Origin of the sequence: Runella defluvii (genome assembly GCF_014195535.1) — a bacterium.
Taxonomy (GTDB): domain Bacteria; phylum Bacteroidota; class Bacteroidia; order Cytophagales; family Spirosomataceae; genus Runella; species Runella defluvii.
Window position 1 is genome coordinate 624098 of the sequence record NZ_JACIBY010000003.1, and the last position, 18889, is coordinate 642986.

Annotated in this window: 15 protein-coding genes and 1 riboswitch; all 15 genes read left to right on the forward strand. The window is 45.4% G+C overall.

Annotation, left to right across the window (positions count from 1 at the left end; genetic code table 11):
- Nucleotides 1-49 precede the first annotated feature (49 nt).
- Entirely contained in the window at nt 50-799 is a 750-nt protein-coding gene (gene truA, locus FHS57_RS10090) for a tRNA pseudouridine(38-40) synthase TruA (protein WP_183973078.1), read from the forward strand.
- Between the two features lie 12 nt (nt 800-811).
- On the forward strand, nt 812-1408 hold the full coding sequence (locus tag FHS57_RS10095; RefSeq protein WP_183973080.1) for a nucleotidyltransferase family protein: 597 nt from the start codon (nt 812-814) through the stop codon (nt 1406-1408).
- Nucleotides 1409-1554: 146 nt separating this feature from the next.
- Entirely contained in the window at nt 1555-2037 is a 483-nt protein-coding gene (locus FHS57_RS10100; RefSeq protein ID WP_183973082.1) for a Fur family transcriptional regulator, read from the forward strand.
- A 38-nt stretch (nt 2038-2075) separates the two neighbouring features.
- A complete protein-coding gene (locus tag FHS57_RS10105) occupies nt 2076-3011 on the forward strand; it encodes a sirohydrochlorin chelatase (RefSeq protein WP_183973085.1) in 936 nt (311 codons plus the stop codon).
- A 6-nt stretch (nt 3012-3017) separates the two neighbouring features.
- Nucleotides 3018-3587, forward strand: coding sequence for a PepSY-associated TM helix domain-containing protein (locus FHS57_RS10110; protein WP_183973086.1), 570 nt, complete (start codon nt 3018-3020; stop codon nt 3585-3587).
- A gap of 8 nt (nt 3588-3595) precedes the next feature.
- Nucleotides 3596-5863 carry a TonB-dependent receptor gene (locus FHS57_RS10115; RefSeq protein WP_183973088.1) on the forward strand — a complete coding sequence of 756 codons (2268 nt, stop codon included), beginning with the start codon at nt 3596-3598 and terminating at the stop codon, nt 5861-5863.
- A 132-nt stretch (nt 5864-5995) separates the two neighbouring features.
- Nucleotides 5996-7372 carry an HmuY family protein gene (locus FHS57_RS10120; protein WP_183973090.1) on the forward strand — a complete coding sequence of 459 codons (1377 nt, stop codon included), beginning with the start codon at nt 5996-5998 and terminating at the stop codon, nt 7370-7372.
- Between the two features lie 124 nt (nt 7373-7496).
- Complete coding sequence (locus FHS57_RS10125; protein ID WP_183973092.1) at nt 7497-9863, forward strand: TonB-dependent receptor; 2367 nt, start codon at nt 7497-7499, stop codon at nt 9861-9863.
- Between the two features lie 72 nt (nt 9864-9935).
- Nucleotides 9936-11090: a PepSY-associated TM helix domain-containing protein gene (locus tag FHS57_RS10130; protein WP_183973094.1), complete on the forward strand. Its 1155-nt coding sequence runs from the start codon at nt 9936-9938 to the stop codon at nt 11088-11090.
- Between the two features lie 337 nt (nt 11091-11427).
- Nucleotides 11428-11763, forward strand: a complete 336-nt coding sequence (locus FHS57_RS10135) for a hypothetical protein (protein ID WP_183973096.1) — start codon at nt 11428-11430, stop codon at nt 11761-11763.
- 7 nt (nt 11764-11770) lie between these two features.
- Nucleotides 11771-11992, forward strand: a complete 222-nt coding sequence (locus tag FHS57_RS10140) for a hypothetical protein (protein ID WP_183973098.1) — start codon at nt 11771-11773, stop codon at nt 11990-11992.
- 37 nt (nt 11993-12029) lie between these two features.
- Nucleotides 12030-12233, forward strand: a riboswitch (cobalamin riboswitch).
- A 59-nt stretch (nt 12234-12292) separates the two neighbouring features.
- On the forward strand, nt 12293-14239 hold the full coding sequence (locus FHS57_RS10145; protein ID WP_183973100.1) for a TonB-dependent receptor plug domain-containing protein: 1947 nt from the start codon (nt 12293-12295) through the stop codon (nt 14237-14239).
- A 4-nt stretch (nt 14240-14243) separates the two neighbouring features.
- Entirely contained in the window at nt 14244-15341 is a 1098-nt protein-coding gene (locus FHS57_RS10150) for a YncE family protein (protein ID WP_183973102.1), read from the forward strand.
- A 167-nt stretch (nt 15342-15508) separates the two neighbouring features.
- Nucleotides 15509-17647 (forward strand): ligand-binding sensor domain-containing protein, encoded by a 2139-nt coding sequence (locus tag FHS57_RS10155; RefSeq protein WP_183973104.1) that lies wholly within the window; start codon nt 15509-15511, stop codon nt 17645-17647.
- A gap of 73 nt (nt 17648-17720) precedes the next feature.
- A complete protein-coding gene (locus FHS57_RS10160; RefSeq protein ID WP_183973106.1) occupies nt 17721-18626 on the forward strand; it encodes an NAD(P)/FAD-dependent oxidoreductase in 906 nt (301 codons plus the stop codon).
- Nucleotides 18627-18889: the final 263 nt, after the last annotated feature.

Sequence of the window (18889 nt, forward strand, 5' to 3'; positions counted from 1 at the left end):
TTTTGTCAATAGCTCCTTTCTATAACCGAAATCGCTTTATCTTTGCGCCATGCGTTATTTTTTGGAACTTAATTACCGAGGGACGGACTTTCACGGGTGGCAAAAGCAACCCAATGCTCCCACCATTCAGGAAGAACTCGAACGGGCGTTTGGGGTTATTTTGCGGCAGCCACTCGAAATTATTGGCAGCAGCCGCACCGATGCGGGCGTTCATGCCGAACAACAATTTGCCCACTTTGACGTGCCCGAGCCCCTCCCCGCCCCCGATCGACTTATCCACGGCATCAACAGTGTCTTGCCCAACTCCATTGCGGTTAAAAACCTGACCTTGGTCAAAGACGATGTTCATTCGAGGTTTGCGGCGACGCACCGTTGTTATCAGTACCGAATCGTGTATCAGCGTAATCCATTTTTGGTGGATTTGGCACACACGTATCGGCCCATTTTGGATGTACAAAAAATGAACGAAGCGGCAAAGCTTCTTCTACAATACGAAGATTTTGAGTGCTTTAGTAAAATCCACACCGACGTAAAGACATTCATTTGCCAGATTGCCTTTGCCTACTGGGAACCGACCGCCTTGGGCATCACTTTTCACATCAAAGCCAATCGCTTTTTGCGTGGCATGGTGCGTGCCATCGTAGGAACGCTGCTTGAAGTAGGGCGTGGCCGAATGAGTATTGAGCAATTTGAACAAATTATTATTTCCAAAAACCGTAAAAATGCCGCTGCTCAGGCACCTGCTTGCGGGCTTTTTTTGACCGAAGTGGGCTACGAATGGAACGAACTTTTGAACTAACTTATACTTCCCTTGAATAAAATAGGTATTATTATCCTCGCCGCGGGAGAATCAAAACGAATGGGTTCTCCAAAACAATTGCTCCAAATTGAGGGCAAGAGTCTAATCCATCGCACCGCTGAAATCGCCCTCGCTACCGACTGTTACCCCGTGGTGATGGTCATTGGTGCCAATAAACCGCAAATTGCCCCCGAAATTGTTGATTTACCCCTCACCATCATCGACAACCCCATGTGGCACGAAGGCATGTCGTCGTCGGTAAAAATGGGACTTGCGGGCGTCTATATGACTTACAAAGAAATTGAAGCCGTTATCATTCTTGTCTGCGACCAGCCTTACCTTTCGGTTTCGTTGTTAGAACGGATGATTGAAATTTATACCACCAAAAAACCACGGCTCATTGCTTGTAAATATGGCGAGCAACTGGGCGTGCCTGCTTTATTTGATCGGACGCTTTTTGAAGAACTTTTAAATCTCAAAGGCGACAAAGGTGCCAAGCCTGTGCTTATGAACCACCTTGACGAAGCGCATATCCTTCAGTTTGAAGCTGGCAGCATCGACCTCGATACGCCCGACGAATACCAAGCCTTTCTGGATGGCCTTCGTTAATTTTCAAACATACTGACAAAAATCAGTAGTCAATTCTTTAACTTTAATTTGGATTTATTCTAAACAAATACGTATGTTTGCAAAAAATTAGAATTATTCTAAATAAAATTACTGTTGTAGTAAGCTCAAAGCAAGCCTTGCACAAGATGAATAAGAATCCTCACATTGAAGCCGTTACGCTCCGTCTTAATCAATTTTTAGAAGTAAAAGGGTATCGCCGTACCCAAGAGCGTTACACCATTTTAGAGGAAATCTATGCAAAAAACGACCACCATCACTTCGATGCCAGTGAGTTACGCGAAACCCTCATTCAAAAGGGTTTTCATCTGAGCATGGCAACCGTTTATAATACCTTAGAATTATTTGTGGAAGCTGGGCTCATCAAAAAACATCAGTTTGGCGGACAAGCGGCTTCTCACTATGAACGAACCGTTGGGAGCGGCCAGCACGACCATATTCTTTGTTTGGATTGTGGGTTTGTCAAAGAATTTTGCGACCCACGAATCCATACCATCGAAAAAACCGTCAGCGATTGGTTTTCTACCGACATTGCTTATCACTCTTTGGTGCTTTACGGCCACTGTACGGAGGAGCTTTGCAAAAACCGAATTACCAAGAATGTGAATTAATTTTTTTGCACCACTATTTATAATTAGTTTAAATTAAAATGAAATCATTTCCTCTTACATGGACATTGGGTGTCATTGCGGCACTGGTACTTTTTCTTCAAGCCTGTTCAAGCAGCGAGAAGGCATCAAACGAAACCACTACTTCTGAAAAGAAAATCGGGGTATTGTTGGTCAATCACGGCTCTCGTTCGGAGACTTGGCGCAATGAATTGGTGCGTTTAGAAAAAAATGTAACTGATTCTGTATTGGCATCTGGCGATGTGAAAGGCATTAAAACGGCCTTCATGGAATACACCGAGCCGTCGATTGCCACGCGTCTCAAAGAATTTGATAAAGAGGGCTTTACCGATGTGGTTGTGGTTCCAATTTTCTTGACTGTGAGCCCGCATACTTTTGAAGACCTGCCGACCATCATGGGACAAAAAGAAGATAAAGCCTCCATGGAAGCCCTGAAACTGGAGAAAATTGAGCGTTATATTCCCAAAGCAGCCATCCACATTACCCCCAACTTAGACTTTACCGACGTATTAAAAAGAAACGTATTGCGCAGGGCAAAAGAACTTTCAAAAGATGCTCCCCACGAAGGACTTGTGTTGATTGGCTACGGCGACGAAACCTACGACAAAGAATGGACGGAGTTGTTTAACCAAGTTGCCACGCACGTAAAACAAGAAATTGGCATCAGCGAACATAGCCACGGCTGGTGCGGGCACATTGCTCACTACAATCCTGCCGAAACCACCAAGGCAGTAAATGAAGTCTTAAAGAAAAAAGAGAAGGCCGTCGTCATTCCTGTGTTGGTTGCGCACGACGAAGACTTTCAGCTTAAAATCATCGGAGGTGGCATCGATAAAGTGGCTAACAGTGAAAAAAAGGTTTCTTACAAGCCTGATGCCATCCTCCCCGACCCTGACATTCAGCATTGGGTTATTACCGTCGCCAATGAGTTTGTAGGTAAAATCAAAAAAAGCTAAGTGACAATGGACTGGTCAAAAAAGGCGCTTCGGCGGCTCAACATCGCCACGCACCGTGATTTAGGCTATTTTTTTTCGGCTTTGATTATTGTCTATTGTTTGTCGGGCATTGCGCTGAATCACGTCGATGATTGGAATCCTGATTTTATTTTGACAAAACGTGAGTTGGTCATTCCTACCAACTACCAGATGGGCAAAATTGGTAAAAAAGAAATTGCTGAGTTTGCCAAAATGGTTGGAGAAAGTCGCCACAAATACGTGGACTCTCCCACCAAAGATCAGCTCAAAATTTATTACAAAGACGCCTCTTTTCACCTCAATTTCACGAGCCGAAAAGGATTGTACGAGCACATTTCCAAGCGCCCACTTTTTTACGAAGTCAACGCCATTCACCGCAATAGCCTCCACGGCTGGAAATGGGCTTCCGATGTCTTTGCCGTTTTGCTCATTTTGATAACGTTGACGGGTCTTTTTATCCTGAAAGGCAAACATGGACTCAGTGGGCGTGGAAAATGGCTCATTGCCGCTGGTTTTGCTCCTATCCTTCTTTTCGTCGTGTTACTTTCATTCAAATGATGAGCTCCATGAAATACCTATTGGTTGGACTTTTTTGGTGGGTCAATGCGTCAGCATTTTGTCAAACACCCCAAGGAAAAGTGTTTGGTACGGTCAAAGATGCCTCTGGGCCTATCGCTGGTGCTACCGTTGCTGTACCTTCTACTTTTTGGGGAACGGTGACGGATGCCAAAGGCCAATTTGAACTTGCGCTCCCCCAAGGAAAACATACGATTAGTATTCGCTTTGTGGGTTTGGCCACGGTTCAAAAAGAAGTAAACGTAGAAAACGTTTCAATCGCTTTGGGGGAAATTTTGCTAACTCCTTCGACCAATCAACTGGATGCGGTGGTTGTGACAGGGCAATTTGGCCCACAGTCGGTACGCAATTCAGTGTATCAAATCCGTACTATTTCTAACGAACAAATTCGCCTACGTGGAGCAACCAACATCCAAAGCGTCCTGAATACCGAACTCGGAATGCGTTTTTCTAACGACCTGACTTTAGGAACGACCGATGTTCAGCTGATGGGAATGTCGGGGCAAAATGTCAAAATTTTATTAGACGGTGTACCGATGATTGACCGTGGTTCTACCCGTGAGAGTTTGGGGCAAATCGACATCAACATCATCGACCGAATTGAGATTGTCGAAGGTCCCATGTCTGTTTCGTATGGCTCAGATGCGCTGGCGGGCGTCATCAATATCATTACCAAAAAAGGAGATGAAAAAGCCAACCTGACCCTAACCACTCGTGTGCAAGAAGAAACGACGGGGCGCGATTACCAACCCTTTGCGGGCGAGGGTACGCACAATGAATTTCTGGGCGTGGCTTGGCAAAAAAAAAGCTGGCAGGTATCAGGCAATTTTTCACGCAACTTCTTCGGCGGATGGCAAGGAGCCAACACAGGCCGTAAAAAAGAATGGTTACCCAAAGAGCAGTACCTTTCAACGGCGGGAATCGCCTACCGAACTCAAAAAGTAAACGTTTGGTATCGTTTCAATGGTACGTCCGAAACCCTCAAAAGCCTGGGTGATACTTACATCAATACCCAAACCAAAAACCTATCGGCTACTGACCAGTTTTATGTCACCTACCGTTGGTTTCATCAGGCGCAAGGTGAGTACCAAGTCAATGACAAAACAGGCCTTACTGCTGCTGTATCGTTTACGGATTACAGCCGCCAAACCGAAACCACGGACTATGACCTTGTTCGCGAGCGACGCACCCTCAACCTGAGTGGGTCACAGGATAAGTCAACGTTCAAAACTACCTTTGCCCGACTGACGGCACAGCATCGGTTTTCGAGCCACATTTCGCTCCAGCATGGGTTTGAAATGAACCTCAATTCCAGCGCAGGGGAGCGTATCCAAGGCACGCCACACATCAACGAGTTTGCTTATTTTGTTTCGTCTGAGTTTAAAATTGGCAAAAAAATCAACGTTCGTCCAGGGCTTCGGTTTCTCAAAAACTCCGTGTACGATGCCCCGCCCGTCATTCCGTCCATCAATACCAAGTTTATTTTAACCGATGGTCTTGACCTGCGGTTGGCCTACGCCCGAGGGTTTCGTTCGCCTGCCTTGCGCGAATTGTACTTTACTTTTTTTGACGCAAGTCATTCCATTAGAGGCAATACCAATTTAAAAGCGGAAGACTCTGATAGTTTCAATGCCTTCTTGTCTTACCAAGTGATTGAGAAACCTGCCTTGCGGCTCAACAGCACGTTGGGTGGTTTTTACAATCACTTCAACAACCTCATTTCGATTGGCACTGACCCAACCAACCCAGCGATTTCGACTTACCTGAACATTGATACCTTCAAAACCACAGGATTCACGTTCAACAACACGCTTTTCTGGAAAAACTTGCAAGGTAGTCTTGGCTTCTCACACATTGGCCGTTACAACAGCGTTTCAGAATCGGTTTCATCTCCAGCTTTTGTTTGGTCCAACGAGGTCAATACCAACCTCCGCTATACGATTCCCCAAATAGCAACCAGCCTAAGTTTTTATTACAAATACACGGGAAAACTACCCACCTATCAGGCAGTCAGTACCGAGAATGGCACCATCGCCAGCCTTGCCGAAACGGCCGCTTTTCACATGGCCGATGTTACGTTAAACAAAGTCTTTTTCAAAAACTATACGCTTGTGGGAGGGGTAAAAAACCTCTTCAACGTCACTCGCTTGGCCAATTCTGCCGTCAATACAGGCGCAGGGCATAGTTCAGGGGTCTCAGTTCCCATGGCGTATGGCAGGTCATTTTTTGTGGGACTGACCGCCCAATTGTCTAAATGAGTTCGGGTCTGACGATACGAGTGCGGGTCAGACGATAGTCAGACCCACTTTACACTCACGCAATCGTCCACCAATCTGAAGTCTGACTATCGTCTGACTCCAACTAAAAACAATAAATAAACTTTTATCAAAATGAAAAAAATACTCTGCACCTTATTCGTTACCACCAGCATTTGGGCTTTTACTGCCTGTGAACAAAAGGTAGAATTACCCGATAACCTCGCCTCGTTTACCACCACCGCTCAAGGACTCGAAGGAGACGAAGCAAGTATTCAAATTGCGCTCAGTCGCGCTGCCGACGCGGCAGTGCCCGTAAGTATTCAGCTAACGCCCACGTTGTTGACGTACGACAAAGAATTTACGACCGAACCTGCGGCAAGTAATAATGTCATTTCGGCCACCATCCCAGCGGGGCAGTCAGGGGTTACGATCAAAGTAAAAAAGAAAGCCAATGTGTTTTTGAATGGTGATGAAAGCTTGGCGCTCAAAATCACATCGGTAGGAACACCCCTTTTGATGGGCTTAAACACCGAACTGAAACTAAGCTTTGCCGCCATTACCTCCACGGGAAGCCAACTAACTGCCGAGGGAAAAACGGCCGAATCGAATTATGCCAACAACGTCTATATCGACCTCAGCGCCAATGCTACGACCCTTTCAGCCCGTAAAAGTTGGAATTTAGGGTTTTACCAAGGTGGACAGTTCCGTGTCATTCTCAATCACAGCTACCAAACCTCCGCTGCTGCCACGGCCAAAACGGACATTACTACCGTCACCTTGGCCGACACGGCTTCTGTCTTAGACTTAAACTTTGCACCTGGGGCCGAAGGTTCATTGGCGTTGTGTGACTATTGGGATGGTGATTTAACCAAAACATCCTTTGCTGAAGTATCGGCTACTGAATCCCAAAACAAAGTGTATTTGGTTAGTTTTGAAGGAAGTAAAGCCAAAAATCAGTGGTACAAAGTAAAAGTAAACCGCAACGGAGAAGGCTATAAAGTACAGTTCGCGCGCATTGGCGAAACGACGATTCAGACCATTGATATACCTAAAAACGCCGATTACAACTTCTCTTTCTTATCGCTCGAAACGGCCAAATTGGTAAGCGCCGAACCTCGAAAAGCGAGTTGGGACATTCAGTGGGGCTACAGCACCTCCAACGCAGGCACCGTTCCTGCTACGCCGTATTGGTTCCAAGATTTCATTTCGCTCAACTACGCCGCAGGTGCCGAAGCAGCCGAAATTCTCACTTCTGCCACTACTTACGAGGCTTTTGGCGAAAGTAATCTAACAGGTTTGATCTTCCTCAAAACCCGCGACGCCATCGGCAGCAAATGGCGCAATACCGCCCCGGGCACTACGGCGGGTATTCGCAAAGACCGTTTTTACGTCGTCAAAGACCCTGCAGGCAACTATTACAAAGTACGCTTCATTAGCATGGGCTTGGCCAGCGACGGCGGAGAACGTGGCAAACCTGTCTTTGAATATGCCCTTGTCAAGAAAAAATAAGCGTTCGGGTCAGACGATAATTAGACCCGAAATCTGGCTATCGTTTGGCTTCCGTCTGACTGTATCACAATACCTAACTATCGTCTGACTTCTTTGTAGAATTTTAATTAATTAACCACATAAAATGAAAATTTCTCTTCCCCACACATTACAACTCACCTCAAGATTAGTTCTTGTTTTTGTATTGATAAGTACCTTTGCTTGGTCACAAAACGCCACCCTCAAAGGCCGCGTTACTACCACCGACGGCAAGGCAGCCGAGTTTGTTAACGTCATTTTGAAAGGAACAAACAAAGGGGTAGTCGCTGATGCGGAAGGTAACTATGAGTTGACCAACATCAAACCAGGCAATTACACTTTGCAAGCAAGTTTTGTTGGTTTAACTCCCCTGTCTAAAAAAATCTCCCTTACCGCAGGACAAGTACTGGAAGAAAACGTAGAACTCGCCGCCAATAGCCAACAGCTTCAAGAAGTGCTGGTTACGGCCAATCCGAGCAAATACGTTTCTGATTATCCATCCATCTCACTGCGACTCAAAACGCCTTTGTTGGAACTTCCCCAAAATATTCAGGTGGTAACGGCCCAAACGTTGAAAGACCAACAAATTTTTGACATGTCGGAGGGCGTAACGCGTAATGTCAGCGGAGCTGCCCGCTCTGAACACTGGGAAACGTATGCGCGTATTTCGATGCGCGGCTCACGCATTGCTGCTTTCCGAAACGGAATGAACGTCACCGAAGTTTGGGGGCCACTTACCGAAGACATGAGCATGGTAGAGCGAATCGAGATTGTCAAAGGCCCCGCAGGGTTTATGTTGGCCAGCGGCGAACCGAGCGGTTTTTACAATGTAGTTACCAAAAAGCCAACGGGTATGACCAAAGCAGAAGCTACGATGACGGTCGGAAGTTTTGGAACGTACCGTAGTTCAATGGATTTTGATGGAAAATTAAGTAAAGATGGCAAGGTTCTTTATCGTCTCAATTTGATGGGACAAATGAAAGGTACGCACCGCAATTACGAGTTCAACAACCGTGTGTCAATCGCTCCCGTCATTAAGTTTCAAATCAACCCTACCACCTCTCTAACGGCCGAATATACCCTTCAAGGAGTCGGTATGTCTCCGATTGGTTCGGCCTACGCCTTTTCTCCTAAAGGAATTAGCGACTTGCCACACGATTTTACGATGTTGGAACCCAACATGAGAACCACTAACATCAAAGACCAGTCGCTATTTATCACCCTTTCGCACAGCATCAATGCCAACTGGAAATTTACGGGTCAGGTAGCGTATTTACACTTCGACCAAGTAGGCGAAAGCCTCTGGGCATCAGGGTTCAGCGGCGACACGCTAAAAAGAACGTCAAGCATTTGGGATATTTTGGGGCAAACCAAAGTAGGACAGTTTTTTGTCAACGGTGATGTACAAACGGGAGGAATCAAGCACCGCATTTTGACGGGCATCGACATGGGCAACAAGGATTTTTACCACGATTGGAGTCAAGGAGGGATTGTGGGAGACTTGAATGTCTATAAGCCTGTTTACGGACAAATTCCTGCCAAAAATTACGCCGTTTACGACCGTAGTTTGGGTATCCGCGAGCGTGGCGTTCATTACAATAATGTTTATACCGCGCTGTACGCCCAAGATGAAATTCGTTTGGCCAACGATAAACTTCGCGTCACGTTGGCAGGCCGCTATACCTCCACCAACGACATTGACCCTTACTCTGGCACCGTAAAATCGGGCAAGTTTACGCCGCGCTTTGGCCTTAGTTATTCCATCAACAAAAGCACAAGCGTGTATGCGGTCTATGATGAGTCGTTTATTCCGCAAGCGGGAGGTACGTTTGAAGGGAAAAAATTTGACCCTATCGTTGGCAACAACAAAGAAGTTGGAATCAAAAAAGAGTGGCTTGATGGCCGCTGGAATGCCTCAGCGAGTGTGTATCGAATCACCAAAAATAACGTTTTAACCGCAGACCCTAACCACCAGTTTTTCTCAATTCAGTTGGGACAAACCCAAACGCAGGGAATAGAACTCGACCTCCGCGGACAAATTGTATCGGGCTTAGACATTACGATGAATTATGCCCTTACCGACGCTAAAATCACCAAAGATACCGACAACAAACAAGTCAATAAGCAAGTGCCTGGCACCGACAAGCACATTGCCAACGCTTGGCTGAGCTACCGCGTACAATCTGGGAAAGTGTCAGGATTAGGACTTTCATTAGGAGTTCAGAATACCAGCGGAAGAACCAACTGGTACGGAATTTACAATCCTGACGTTGACCCATCTATGCCCAACTACACGCGCTTTGACGGAGCTATTTCGTACCAACTACACAAGTTTGGGATTGCCTTAAACGTAAACAACATTTTCAATAAGTACCTCATCACGGGAGGTGCCTATTATCCTTGGAGCTCAAGCTATTACTCACAAGTGGAAGCCCTAAGAAATGCCCGCTTGAGCATTAACTATAAGTTTTAGTTTTTTTCTGTGTTCCACCTCTCCTACTCAGGGAAGTGGAACACAGTTAGGTATGATATAAATTATCAAAAAATGAACTTCAAAAAAATCATTGGCTTCATTCACCTCTGGCTCGGGCTTTTGTCGGGGTTTGTCGTGTTTGTAGTAAGCCTTACGGGCTGCCTGTACGCCTTTCAGCAAGAAATTCAGGATGCACTCCAAGACTTTCGCTTTTCAAAAGTGGAAAACAAAGCCATACTTCCCCCCTCGGCCTTTGAGGCAGTTGCCCGTAAAACCTTACCCAAAGCCCATTTGCACGCCATCAATTACCCCGCAAAAGGGCGCAGTGTCGAAGCTATTTTTTTTGATTTTGCCCCCAACGAACACTATTACATTGTTTATCACAACCCTTATACTGCCGAGGTGCTACACGTCCAAAACATGGAAGAGACTTTTTTCCATTGGGTATTAGATGGCCACTATTACCTGTGGCTTCCTCCCGAAATTGGACAACCCATTACCTCTTATGCTACCCTTATTTTTGTGATTTTGCTCATTACAGGTATCGTCCTTTGGTGGCCTAAAAACAAAGCAGCGGCGAAACAACGCTTCTGGTTTCGCTGGAAGGATGCGACGCAATGGAAACGCAAAAACTATGATTTACACAACATTTTAGGGTTTTATAGCTCTGCTTTGTTACTCATTATCGCGGTTACGGGTATATTTTTTGGTATCCAATGGTTTACTTATCTCATTTATAACGCCACGGGAGGGGAAAAAAACTTGTTGTTTACCGAACCAGTCTCACAAAAACCCATTCAAACCAACTTTAAAAAACCCGTCACCGATTTGATTTGGGAAAAAATGAAAGCCGAACACCCTGATGCAGTTTCGCTCGAAGTTCACGCCATCGAATCTGATTCTTCCACCATTGGGGCCAACGTAAATAAAAAAGATGGGGTTTATTGGAGCATCGACTACCGTTATTTTGACCAATACACCTTAAAAGAAATCTCGGTTGATCACGTCTATGGAAGACTAAAAGACGCAAATGTTGCCGATAAATTAATCCGAATGACCTACGATATTCATACGGGGGGCATTTTAGGTTTTGCGGGAAAAGTACTGGCTTTTTTACTTTCTGTCGTAGCCACCAGTTTGCCCATTACAGGCTTTATGGTTTGGTGGGGGCGAAGAAAAAAGAAAGAAAGAACAGCTGTAAAATCGGCGAAAGTAGAAGTTATTTAAACAATTGTGTGGCTGGTTGCTCACAACCAGCCCATTCTCCTAAAACAACCATGAATTGTCGTCAGACGATTGTCAGACCACAACACACACATCAGATTTTTTACCATATTATTAGACCCATTTTTACGGTCTGACTATCGTCTGACCTAGTTCACACGGCAAAGAAATCATTGTTCAAACCCCCATGAGCAATTTTTATAACGAAGCACTGCTTTTATCAGATGCCAACGAAATCTTAGCGCATTCGGGCTATCAGAACAATAATTGAAGCTATTTTTTTTGCCTATTTATTTATAATTAGTCTAAATTTATTTTTAAAAATAACTCATTTACAGGCATGTGCGAATTTAAAACCCTTCACCTAGACGATAAACTGGGCTACGTGCTTCAGTGTATCCACTGCAAACAAATCACCATTGGATTTGGGATTTTGGTCTTCAGCCGTACTGTCACCGAATTTTATAAACTGGTACAAGATACCCACAGTTGTTATGCTCATCATTTAGCAATGGGCATTGACCCCAAATTACGTAGCATTCCTTTTCTACAATTAAGCGAACATAGCTGCGTCACCGTCTCGCTCAATGACCTTTATTATTTAGGTGAATTATTGGACTTTGCCTGTGCCAAACTCCAACTGGAAAAAATGATTGCGTCACTTCCCAACAACTAACGCTGCTATGAAAACGCTGCACTTCCGCACCAACATCGACTGTCCCTTTCGGCTCTTGAAAGCGACTTGTGGTTTGGAGTGCCTTCGGGGAAAGTATTGTCATTTTAGTGTCGATTTAGTGGAACAGAACCACATTCTTACTATTAAAACCGACGATTTACAACCCGATGAAATTATCCAAGCCTTGAAACAAGAAGGGGTCTCTTGCGAGATGCTTCTTCACAGCTGATGTAAAAAGGGATTTTAGTAATCCCTTTTTTTTACTACTTTTGCCCCCAGTTTATGGTGCTAGTCAAAAATACCCTTTTTGACCCAAGCTTAATAGGGAAGTCGGTGCAATACCGACGCTGTCCCCGCAACTGTAAGTTTCGTTCGTTTGTTTTCACTCTGCTTTGCCACTGCCCTTTTGGGGCGGGAAGGTCTGAAAACAAGAAACAAGCCAGGAGACCTGCCATTGATTATCCTTGATTGTGTTCTTACGGAGGATGAGAACAGTTGAGTGCTTTTTTTTCATACTTATTTTTAAAAAATGGTCAGACGTACTTCTACTGTACTCGTCTCTGTGCTTGGTATTGCTTTGGCAGGATTCAGTCCCAACTGTTATTCCCAAAAAGAGCAAACACTCTGTGAAGTAACCGTCACGGCGGTTAAACCCGAGCGATTTATGATTGGGCAAAAAGTCAAAGACATTGACTCCACGCAGCTTGCCCAAAATCGCTTTACAACCCTCGCCAATTTCTTGCAATTTCAGTCACCCATTGCTTTCAAAAGCTACGGAGCAGGTCAGCTTGCCACGATTTCGTTTCGAGGTACCTCATCCAGCCACACGGCTGTCTTGTGGAATGGCGTAAATATCAACTTCCCCTCTTTGGGTCAGTCAGACTTTTCAACCCTTCCGATGAGCGGTTTCGATGAAATGACGATTCAATACGGTTCGGCGGCAAGTTGCGTAGGTACTGACGCCGTTGGTGGTAGTATTTTACTTCGCTCAGTTCCTAAGTTTAACCAAACAGGGCTTCAAGCCATCGCGGGGGTAAGCGCCGAAAGCTCCAAAAATTATGCAGGACAAGCGGGGCTGAGGTTTTATTATCCAGTGGCTAAAAATTGGAAATTATCAGGAAAAACACTCTTCTACGGAGCAGACATTCGCAACGACTTTGGCAATGAGCCGATTCAAAATAGAAAAGGAGCTCAGTACCCCGTTGAACCCATGCAAACGCTCCAAAAAGGGTTTGTTCAGGATATTTACGCCCTTCATTCCAACGGAAATCTGTTCAGTTTAAACGCCTGGGTTACCGAAAACAATCTCACTATTCAACCAAACAGTCTGAACCTGAGAGAGATTACTCAAACCAAAGCGCAGCGGTATGTGTTGTCGTACAACGTTGGAAAAACCCTCCTGAGGGCCGCTTATATCAACGATGTGTTGGACTATGGAAGGGCTGATAATACAAACCCTAGTCATACTGACATTGACCGTTATTTATTTCGGGTCGAGCATGATTTTTCGTGGATTAAAAGCTGTGAAAGAGGCACAAACCTCAAAGTTGGTTCGGAAGTTACTCACTATGCAGCCCAAGTGGATGGCTACGGCAAAGAACTAAAAACCGAAAACCGCGCCGACTTTTATTTATTGCTTAGGTACCAGCACAGTCTGCGGTTTTCTAGTTCGCTCAACCTTCGTCAGGCGCTGGTGAGCGGCTACAATCCACCTTTTACCCCTTCGTTTGGCCTTGATTACCGCATTTTTAGCTCCCCCACCGACCGCCTCAACCTTACCACCAATATCGCCTACAGCTATCGCGTTCCGACCCTCAACGAACGTTATTGGGTCAACCTCGGAAACCCAGCCCTCCAACCCGAAGTTGGATTTAATAAAGAAATTGGCGCCGTTTGGAAACGGCGCACTTCCGAACACTTCCATCAGCAATACAGCATCAATGCGTTTCACAATTTGATTGACAACTGGACGTATTGGAATCCTGACAAAAATTATAAAGTCGAAAATTTACAACAGGTACTCGCCAAAGGTATTGAAATCGAAACCAGCCATCGGGTCATCACCGCTGCTTGGGAAGCAACGGCACAGTTTCAATACGCCTTGACGCATACTTCCCAACAAAAAGCCTACGGCCCTTATACCCAAGACATTTTGGGCAAACAGTTGATTTACGTCCCTCGGCACAGTCTCAGCGGCACGTTGGGCGTCACATCGGGAGCTTGGTCATTTACTGTTCAGCAACTCTATAACTCAGCACGTTATATCACCTTTGACCATTCAGGACGGCCCTTTCCTGGTTATTACCTGATGAACGCTTGGGCAACTTACCAGTACAAACTCAAGCAACATCGGCTTCATTTTCAGTTGCAAGGCAATAATTTGACCAACACACTATATCCCAATCTCAAGAAAAATGCGATGCCAATGCGCTCGGTATCGTTCAATGTCATTTTCATTTTCAATCAAAAAAAATAAATTCATGAAAATCAACTCCATTTTAGTTGCACTCTTTACTGTAAGTATTTTTGCTTCTTGTGAAAAAAACGAAACCGAACCTTTACAACCCTACGACACGGGCGTGATTGTTGTCAACAGTGGAAATTTCTCAGACAATAACGGCACACTTAGCTTGATTCAACGCACTGGTCAAACCACAGTTACTGATATTTTCCAAAAAGAAAACATGCGTTCTATTTCGGGAGGCTTGAGTGGCTACGCCGAAGTAAATGACAAAGGCATTATTCTGGTCGATAATTCGACGGCGGGCAAGGATGCCATCGAAATCGTAAACGCCCGCACCTTTAAAACCGTAGCAACGATTCCTTCTGCCGAAATTGAAAATCCGCGCACTGTCATCAAGGTTTCCGAAACAAAAGCGTACGTCAGTGCGTGGGATGCAACGGGCGATTTCTCTAATTTTTACAAAAACCCAGGCTACATCGCGGTGTTGGATTTGACATCGAACAAGATTGCGAAAAAAATCGCCGTCCAAAACGGCGCCGAATCGCTGGCATTGGTAGGAAATGAAGTGTATGTCGGAAACACAGGTTCGGGAAAAACCGTCTTAACTGTGATTGACGTCACAACGGATGCCGTAAAACAAACAATTGAAGTAGGTCGCAATCCAAGCATCATTGGCGTGGACGCAAGCAGCAAACTTTGGGTATATGCAGGAGGTGAGCTTCAAAAGATAAATACCAGCTCAAAAACGGTAGAAAATAAGCTTAAAATCACCGCTTCTAACGCGTCAAAATCGCCCAGTTCGTTTGTGTTGAGTGCCGACAAAGCCACGATTTACTATACGTTCTCGTTTTATGATGCCGCAGACAACTACGTTCAAAAAGGTGAAACCTACAGTTTCAGCACGACAAGTACGGCCATTGAAGCCAAAACACCTTTTATCAATCGCCTATTTAGTGGTGGCTTGGCCGTTGACCCACAAACGGGCGATTTGTACGCAGGTTTAGTTCCCTCTTACAAACAAGCAGGTTACGTTTTCCGCTACAAAGCCAACGGTACCCTCATTGATTCAGTAAGGGCCGAAATTGCGCCTAGCAAGTTTTTCTTCAAAAAATAAGCATTGTTATCCACCCGTTATAAGTTAGCCATATTGCCGAAGGGAGTATCCAAGCGGATACTCCCTTCTTTTATCCCAAATCCGCCCTTTACGCCCCCCTCTTAGTAGCCCAAACCGTCCCAAGGTTCGTATAATAATCAGCTACAAACTTCATTAACCTTCGGACAATGCCCCCTATTCTACTAGCTTTTCTTATCGCTTTTACCCCCGCTTTTTACGTCGCGGCCCAACCCTCAGCTATCTACTACCAAGACATAAAAACCGACATTGCGCTTCCTACTGAGGCTGGAAAAAATACGTTAAAGCTTTTCCAGTCGAAAGACCAACGAATCTGCGTTACTTCGACGGGTATTTTTCGGTTCAAATCAGGGAAATGGACGGGACAAAGGCAACCCATCGAATTGACCAACGCTTCCTTAGATAGCGATGGAAATGTGTGGATGGCGACTGCTCGGGGCATTTATTCCGAAAAAAAAGAGAAACAAATCACCCAACCGCCGCTTTCAGCAACAGATACCATCTTGACTCTTTTTTGGGAAACCCCTAAGCAACTTTGGGTGGGCACCAACAACGGCCTAATGGGCTGGAATGGGCAATGGATGGCTTTGCCCCAACACAAAGGAAGCCGTGTAAATAGCATTGCCAAAGACACCCAAGGACAACTTTTCGTCGCCACCAACCGTGGGCTTTGGCGACGTACCAATGGGCGATGGTTTAACCTCGACGAAAGCCTCATGGCCGTGGGCAACAAAGAAATGTATTTTGCCCTGACCAATTACAACAACGAGCAAGACATGGTTTATAGTAGTCCTTGGTCGGTGGGATGTATTGCCAACGACGGGAATCATTGGGTGCTTAGAGCCACCGACGGGCTTCCTTACGGGCCTGTTACGGTACTTACGCCTTTCGCAAACGGGCTTTGGATCGGGACTCAAAAAGGATTGATAAAAAAAGATAGTCGCTGGCAATACTACCACGGCAAACGCTGGCTTCCCGACAACCAAGTGAATGACATTTTAGTCGTTGACTCACTGACAGTTTGGGTAGCGACGCCGCAAGGAATTGCCCAAATTCAGCAACAAGCGATGACCTTGGAAGAAAAAGCCAAACGAATCGAACAGACGATTGCGCTACGGCATAATCGCCGTGGGTTGGTCAACCATTCTCATCTAAAAGTGGCGGGGGATATTTCGACAAGTTACCTCAACAACGAAGACAACGACGGCTTGTGGACGGCCTGTTATTTGGTCGCCGAATGTTTTCATTATGCCTCTACGGGCGACTCTTCAGCAAAAAACCGAGCCATTCGCACCTTTGAAGCCCTAGAACGACTCGAAAAAGTTTCGGGCATTTCGGGTTATCCTGCCCGTTCGTATGCCTTAGCCACTGACCCCATTACGCAGTCGCGGTCGCCACACCCAAAACTCTGGCACCCTTCGCCCGACGGACAGTGGCAATGGTTGGACGACACCAGTTCGGACGAAATCACAGGTCATATTTTTGCCTTACCTATATTTTATGATTTGGTGGCCAACGATGAACAAAAAGTAAGAACGAAACAGCTCATCAAACGCACCGTTGACCATATCATTGACCACAATTATCACTTGATTGACTTCGACGGCAAGCCAACCCGTTGGGGAGTTTGGCATCCCGATTCGCTCAATCATTCGCCCAATTGGATGTACGAACGGGGACTCAATTCGTTACAAATTTTGTCTTTTCTCAAAACCGCTTACCACTTTACAGGTGATGAAAAGTACGAAAAACACTATCACTATTTGGTAAATCAACACGGTTATGCCAAAAATGCCCTGCAAGCCAAGGTTTTTGGGCCGTTTGAAACCAGCCATTCTGACGATATTCTGAACTTTTTTCCTTATTATGGTTTGCTCAATTACACAAAAGCAGACCCCAATCGCGAACTCTACCTCAAAAGCCTCGAACGAAGCTGGAAAGCCGTTAAGTCTGACCACATGCCTATCTGGAACGTAATGGCAAGTGTGATGCTGCGCAAAGATTGTGATGTAGCCATCGCTTTGGAAGAAATCCAGCAGTTTCCGCTCGACTTGATTAATTGGCGAATGGAAAACAGTCATCGTTGGGATTTACCCAAAGACCCGTTGATAAGCCGTTTCCGCCGTCTTCAATCCACCGAGCCCATCCCTACCCCCGAAAGCGGTGTCTCACGCTGGAACACCAACCCAAAAGAATTTGATTCGGGCGATGGTGGCAAAACCGAAGACAGTGGTTCCTACTTTCTTTTTGCGTATTGGATGGGGCGGTATTATGGATTCTGGGAATAGGGGTTTCTTCACAAAAAGCACTATATTTGCATCATTGTTGCAAATATAATCTTCCCTGCTTATTCCACATAGTATGTCATTTCAAACACACGACGTCATCATCATCGGCGGTAGCTTTGCGGGTCTTTCGGCGGCGATGGGCCTTGGCCGCGCGCTACGAAACGTGCTTATCATTGATAATCAATTGCCTTGCAATCGCCAAACACCTCATTCTCACAACTTTCTGACGCAAGATGGAGAGCCCCCCCTCCTTATTTTAGCGAAAGCACGCCAACAGGTACTTGCCTATTCCACCATCGACTGGAAAATAGGCACTGCCGTTCAAGCCCATAAAAGTGAAAACGGATTCGAAATCGTTCTTCAAAGTGGCGAAACCTACGGAGCTAAAAAACTCTTGTTTGCCACGGGTATCAAAGATAACTTGGAGACATTCAAAGGACTTTCAGCGTGTTGGGGTATTTCGGTCATTCACTGCCCCTATTGCCACGGTTTTGAGGTAAAAAATACCCCAACGGCCGTCATTGGCAACGGCGACGAAGGTTTTGAATACGTAAAAATGATTTCTAATTGGACCAAAGAGTTGACACTCTGTACAAACGGCCCGTCAACCTTGAGTCCAGAACAACGTTTGAAATTGGCTAAAAATGGCATTCAAATGATTGAAGGCGAAATCGACGAGTTTGTACACCAAAATGGACAGATTGAGCACCTTTTACTCAAAAATCAAGAAAAACTACCCGTTCAGGCGGTCTATTATCGTCCCTCGTTTGTTCAACACACTGATCTCCCTGCCCAACTTGGCTGCGAACTGACGCCACAAGGGTATATTCAAGTCAATGAAATGCTGCAAACCAGCCAACCTGGCATACTGGCCGCTGGTGACAACACCTCCCCTTTTCGTTCGGTGGCCAATGCCGTCGCTAAGGGTTCGATGGCAGCGGCGGTTTTAAATCGAGAACTTATTGAGGAGTCGTTCTAAATATTTTTTTCATTTTTTTTTGCGGTTGATGCAACCTTCTTGCTTGAGATTGCATCTTATAGACATAACAGCAAGTTGAAAGCAAAGCAATCCATGAAATAAGTAAAACAAAAGGCAGTAGTTAGGAGCATTGATTTTGCCTAACTGCTGCCTTTTGTAGCAAAAAAAGCAGTTTTTACAGCCAAAACCGCTTATCTAAAAAAATCTACCGCTTATGTAAAAAAAGGTAGCTTGCAATGCACAGTACTATACCTTTGAAGCGG

Coding starts and splice junctions, on each gene's coding strand:
- truA (WP_183973078.1), top strand. CDS start 50: ATGCGTTATTTTTTGGAACTTAATTACCGAGGGACGGACTTTCACGGG.
- FHS57_RS10100 (WP_183973082.1), top strand. CDS start 1,555: ATGAATAAGAATCCTCACATTGAAGCCGTTACGCTCCGTCTTAATCAA.
- FHS57_RS10105 (WP_183973085.1), top strand. CDS start 2,076: ATGAAATCATTTCCTCTTACATGGACATTGGGTGTCATTGCGGCACTG.
- FHS57_RS10110 (WP_183973086.1), top strand. CDS start 3,018: ATGGACTGGTCAAAAAAGGCGCTTCGGCGGCTCAACATCGCCACGCAC.
- FHS57_RS10115 (WP_183973088.1), top strand. CDS start 3,596: ATGAAATACCTATTGGTTGGACTTTTTTGGTGGGTCAATGCGTCAGCA.
- FHS57_RS10120 (WP_183973090.1), top strand. CDS start 5,996: ATGAAAAAAATACTCTGCACCTTATTCGTTACCACCAGCATTTGGGCT.
- FHS57_RS10125 (WP_183973092.1), top strand. CDS start 7,497: ATGAAAATTTCTCTTCCCCACACATTACAACTCACCTCAAGATTAGTT.
- FHS57_RS10130 (WP_183973094.1), top strand. CDS start 9,936: ATGAACTTCAAAAAAATCATTGGCTTCATTCACCTCTGGCTCGGGCTT.
- FHS57_RS10135 (WP_183973096.1), top strand. CDS start 11,428: ATGTGCGAATTTAAAACCCTTCACCTAGACGATAAACTGGGCTACGTG.
- FHS57_RS10140 (WP_183973098.1), top strand. CDS start 11,771: ATGAAAACGCTGCACTTCCGCACCAACATCGACTGTCCCTTTCGGCTC.
- FHS57_RS10145 (WP_183973100.1), top strand. CDS start 12,293: ATGGTCAGACGTACTTCTACTGTACTCGTCTCTGTGCTTGGTATTGCT.
- FHS57_RS10150 (WP_183973102.1), top strand. CDS start 14,244: ATGAAAATCAACTCCATTTTAGTTGCACTCTTTACTGTAAGTATTTTT.
- FHS57_RS10155 (WP_183973104.1), top strand. CDS start 15,509: ATGCCCCCTATTCTACTAGCTTTTCTTATCGCTTTTACCCCCGCTTTT.
- FHS57_RS10160 (WP_183973106.1), top strand. CDS start 17,721: ATGTCATTTCAAACACACGACGTCATCATCATCGGCGGTAGCTTTGCG.